At 46.9% G+C, this 4,386-nt stretch carries 6 protein-coding genes; 2 read left to right on the forward strand and 4 right to left on the reverse strand.

What is annotated here, in order from left to right:
* Positions 1-123 precede the first annotated feature (123 nt).
* Both QT974_RS31640 and QT974_RS31645 read right to left on the reverse strand, forming a co-directional pair.
* On the reverse strand, positions 124-828 hold the full coding sequence (locus QT974_RS31640; RefSeq protein WP_442933231.1) for a glycoside hydrolase family 24 protein: 705 nt from the start codon (positions 826-828) through the stop codon (positions 124-126).
* 621 nt (positions 829-1,449) lie between these two features.
* Positions 1,450-1,590, reverse strand: coding sequence for a hypothetical protein (locus QT974_RS31645; protein ID WP_333472333.1), 141 nt, complete (start codon positions 1,588-1,590; stop codon positions 1,450-1,452).
* On the opposite strand from QT974_RS31645, the gene QT974_RS31650 reads away from it, so the two are divergent.
* The gene (locus QT974_RS31650) at positions 1,589-1,918 is read left to right on the forward strand and encodes a hypothetical protein (RefSeq protein WP_333472334.1); all 330 of its coding nucleotides are present in this window, start codon (positions 1,589-1,591) and stop codon (positions 1,916-1,918) included. The two genes, QT974_RS31645 and QT974_RS31650, sit on opposite strands and share 2 nt — an antisense overlap.
* Before the next feature lie 335 nt (positions 1,919-2,253).
* Here the strand turns inward: QT974_RS31650 and QT974_RS31655 are convergent, their stop codons facing one another.
* Positions 2,254-2,913 carry an NAD(P)H-binding protein gene (locus tag QT974_RS31655; RefSeq protein WP_333472335.1) on the reverse strand — a complete coding sequence of 220 codons (660 nt, stop codon included), beginning with the start codon at positions 2,911-2,913 and terminating at the stop codon, positions 2,254-2,256.
* A gap of 121 nt (positions 2,914-3,034) precedes the next feature.
* Between QT974_RS31655 and QT974_RS31660 the strand changes: the two genes are divergently transcribed.
* Positions 3,035-3,748, forward strand: coding sequence for a DUF1997 domain-containing protein (locus QT974_RS31660; RefSeq protein WP_333472338.1), 714 nt, complete (start codon positions 3,035-3,037; stop codon positions 3,746-3,748).
* Between the two features lie 298 nt (positions 3,749-4,046).
* Here QT974_RS31660 and QT974_RS31665 read toward each other — a convergent pair whose 3' ends face one another.
* Positions 4,047-4,334, reverse strand: coding sequence for a hypothetical protein (locus QT974_RS31665; RefSeq protein WP_333472336.1), 288 nt, complete (start codon positions 4,332-4,334; stop codon positions 4,047-4,049).
* Between the last annotated feature and the right edge of the window lie 52 nt (positions 4,335-4,386).

Consider the following 4,386-nt stretch of genomic DNA (forward strand, 5'->3'; position numbering starts at 1 on the left):
CCCGCTAATCTTATGCCCGGCGCAAGCCCATGCCCTATGCCCCATGCCCATGCGTACCTCATCTTTCTGAGAAAGGCTATACCTATTTTATTTGTTTGGTTTTAGCGGATTCGCTCTAATTTTCTAAGAACCCGTATTTTTCAGTTCTTCTCGCAGCAGTTTCTGGTAGACTTTCGGCAAACTAGAACTCATTGAATTGTTCTCGATTCCATATCCCAAACTCGTCCAAGTTCCCGACAGCATCCGCAAAACATCGGTTAATTTTTCCTGTCGCAACATCTCAGGAATATCGGCTTTCCAAAATTTGCGATCGCTCAACCAAGCATAAACCACAGCATCTTGATATTCTGGTTCAAAACTGTAATCTTGCCACCATACAAAATTACCAGGCTGCGGGTGATAGCGCTTCGCTTTGTCTTTCCAAGTTGAAGTCAAAAATTGATACCTACCCGCCGCTGTAGTACATTTGCCCACATTTGGGCCGTTAACAATTTTCACGCACCAGTCAGGATGGCGGCTCAAATCTAATACATATTTGCCGCCGTAAACAACGTGATAAGGCCGAGAAACATTGGACTCGCTAGCAGAAATAGTGCGCATCAAAGCTCGAATGTAAGGATCGCCGGTTTTCATAGCCAGCGGCGGCATTTTTCTCACCTCGCTTGTTGACTGCGAAAACTGCTGATTTCCCCGCAAATTGGCAACTAAAAAAACAGCGCCGCTAATTACACCGCCGATGACAAGTAGAAATCCCAAGATTTGAATTTCCGATCGCCTCAGCAAACTTCTTTGGCGGCGGCGCATTTTCTCGGTTTCAAATACAGTCATTTCCATTTCGGCAATTTCAGCTAATTTTCGAGCCGCCCGCATTCGGCGCACTCGGAAATCGTGCTGGTATAGCGGCGCTGCTAACAGCGTTAAACTCGATAAAGCTCCGGCTAATTTGACCAGCCAGAAATCGAATTCACCGACGATCGCCACATTTGTCAGAGTAGAGATTCCTGTAAGCAGCTTAGCCGGATCGATCGATCGCGCTGGCCAATAAAAAATCGCTAGTTGTACCAACAGCGCTAGACTAAACGCAAAAAAAATCACGACTACAGCATTCAAGCCTTCTCGCAAGTGCGATCGCACTCCAGTATGCCGCCGCTTGAACTTGCGCGCTTTCGCGGGGCCAGGCAGCATATTCAGTAAGGGATTGAGGATTTTGACGGCTACAAAGTGAGCGACAAAGAACAAAGGTAACTGAATCAGCCAAGCCGCCAGCAGTACAGTCAGAAAACCGATATCGTCGCTGGCGAAAGGAATGCCCCTGCGAAGGACAAAACTAAAACTCTGAGCGAGAGCAAATGCCCTTAACCACGAAATCGGATAGGGGAACCAAGCTGGCCACTTGAGAGTTTTCATCATGCGGGGAAGGGGAAATTTCCATGGCGGATTGTCAAACTCTTAAGATTTTGCCAGATTTGGCGATCGAAAAATTGCTCGATCGACTGACTTGTGGCTTCTGGCTTCTACAGTTAAGCTTGGAGACATATCTAATGTTGAGGTTGATGGTTCGATGGTTAACAAGTCATTAAGCAAACTCATGATAGCTGCGGGGCTTTCCCTGCCACTGTTAGCCTTGACAGCACAAGGCGTTTTCGCTCGGATGGTTAGAGTTTCGGTGATCAACAACAGCGGCAAGACGATGACAGCCGTTTATATGTCTGCACCTAGTAGGGATACTTGGGGAAAAAACGAGCTAGACGCCCCTATTGCCGATCGGGAAAAAGCAGATTTTGAGTGGAATCAAGCTGACTACGAAGGCGTGGATGCGGGCTGTATTTTTGATGTCAGAGCCGAATACTCCGACGGCAAAGCTACAGACTTGCCCGCTGTTAACCTTTGTAAAGAAGCAGCTCTCAACTTCAATTAATTGATTTTTTAAACAAAAACCGGGTTTTTCCCCAGGACGATATTCAGCAAAAAAAAAATTGACTTTGGAAAAACCCGGTTAATATCTTGTCCGCTCGAACGGCCATAATTAGAGGGTTTGATCTTTCGGAATGCGAGCGCTTGGAAGCGGACTAAAGTCCGCACTACAAACCTTTGCGGACTAAAGTCCGCACTACAAACCTTTGAAAAACCCGGTTTCTTTGTTACCTAGTAGGGACTAAAGAAACCGGGTTTTTTACCTAAATTGTTGGCTGTAAATGCGTATTTTCGTAAAAAACCCGGTTTCTGGGAACCAGTGTACCAGCCAGAATTCAATCAAACCACACCGGCAAACAACTCCTCAAAACTCTTTTGCGGAGCCTCGGGCTTGGCCACAATCTCCACAACCTTGTTGCGAGAAGCCGGCTGAAACAGCGCTTCCACGCACACTTGGGCTACCTTAGTCCGGGGAATGCTGCTTTCAAACAGTGTATCCGCACTCCTCATGACGATCGCATCTGAATTATCCTCATTTTTGAGACCGCCCGGACGGACGATCGTATAAGTCAAGCCGGATTTTTGCAAATATTCCTCCGCCTGCTTCTTCCACACCAGAATCAGCCAAAACAGATTCAGCGGGTGAAAAAACTGAGAAACGCACAGAGAAGTCACCAGGACAAAATGCTCAATTCCCTTAGCCTTAGCTGCCTCCACCAAATTTTTAGTACCCTCCAAATCCACCTTGTAAGGCGCAGTCGGGTCAAAACCAGGGGCTGCCCCCGTCGCGCACAGCAATACCGTACTATCGCCGATCGCATCGCCCAGAGAAGTCGCATTTAATACATCGCCAGTAACTAACTCAGCCTCAGGAGGTAAAATTTGCCTTGCTGTCTCTAGATTTCGGACTAGGGCGCGCACGGGAATGCCCCGCTTGACCAATTCAGTGACAATTCGGCGGCCAGTCTGACCTGTGGCTCCTGCTACAAATGCTTTCATAAGTCGAGTTATGCTGTTCTAGGGTAAGTTTTGTTACTATCTATTTCTCAATTGTAGGGAGGAAACTCCCCGACCACATCCCCAACCCGACTGATTGGCGTGTATTACAGGAGAGCATATGATGAGGCAGGATTCCGCTGAATATCAAACTGTTGAAGCTTCTGACGAAAATTGCTACGCAGATGCGAGTTTCAGACAGCGCGAAAGTGCAGGTGCGGATACAGGCGAGGAAGTTGAGCCGATTTGGTTTCACACCCACTTTGAAGACAGCATGGAGATGTACGCGGATGCTGCTACGGTGGCTGAGCATTTGAACAATCACAAGACTTGGTTTTGTCAGTGCGCTGCGCCAATGAAGGCCCAGGCGATCGGCGAAAACGGCTACGATCTATTAATCGGGCGTTTTGGGGCCTTCGGCTACCGCGTTGAAGCGAGAATTGGTTTAGAGTTGCTCCCACCTGACGCTGAAGGCTGCTATTTGATTAAAACTATTCCGGTTCCGAATTATACCTCGCCCGGATATGAAGTGGATTTTCGATCGGCAATGAAGCTAGTCGAAATACCGTCTGACGAGTTTGCAGCCGATTGGCCTGCGTCGCAACGCGCCCAGCTACCGCCTGCGATTACCAGCGCTACCTGGAAGCTGGATTTAGCTGTAGGGGTTTGCTTTCCCAAGTTTATTCGATCGATGTCTCAACCTCTCATTGAAAAAACCGGCGATGCGCTTTTGGAAAAAATCATCAAACAAGTCAACCGCCGCTTGACGTATAAAACTCAGCTTGTTTTCCATGAAAGTTTAGGAATTCCCTTTCCCAAAAAGCCTAAGAAACACTAACAAAACTTGCATCCCAACTCCTATTCGTAGGGTGCGCACTGCGCACCTTACCCATTTTCTACCAATTATCAAAACTCTTGCAACATTATTCGTAGGGTGTGTCGCCCTCAAAAAATCCCAAACAAATATCAACAATCTGATAGCGACGCACCTGACCAACCCTCCTGCGTGTAGACAATCCGGACGTTCACTCTCGCCCAAAAGTTATATATTAGCCAAACTTTAAAGTTGTTCGCGTGATTGAAATCAATCACCTAAAAATTCCTATTATCGAGAAAATAAATATACCCAAAAACCTCTAAAACCGAATTTCATTTAAAATCAAGCTTCTCTTTTCGTTATCTAAACGAGGATATCGAACTGTGGCAAAACTGAGCGTCCACCAGGCAATATGTGCGTATTGAGCGCAATCGAACCAGGTAACAGCAAAAACCAGATAAGCAATAGCAACTGCTGCCATCCCGCGCATAGAGGATTGCAGCGCTAAAGATAAATAATATCCCCAAAGTCCGAGGCCAGCAATCAGCCCCAAAATCCCAACTGATACAGTTGTATCGAGAATCCAATTGTGAGCTTTATAAGTCAATACGGTTTACTTAACACTATTTATGCCCGGAGATCCCCCTAAATCCCCCTTA

The organism is Microcoleus sp. BM001215392 (genome assembly GCF_036700185.1).
In the GTDB taxonomy this organism is placed as follows: Bacteria; Cyanobacteriota; Cyanobacteriia; order Cyanobacteriales; family Microcoleaceae; genus Microcoleus.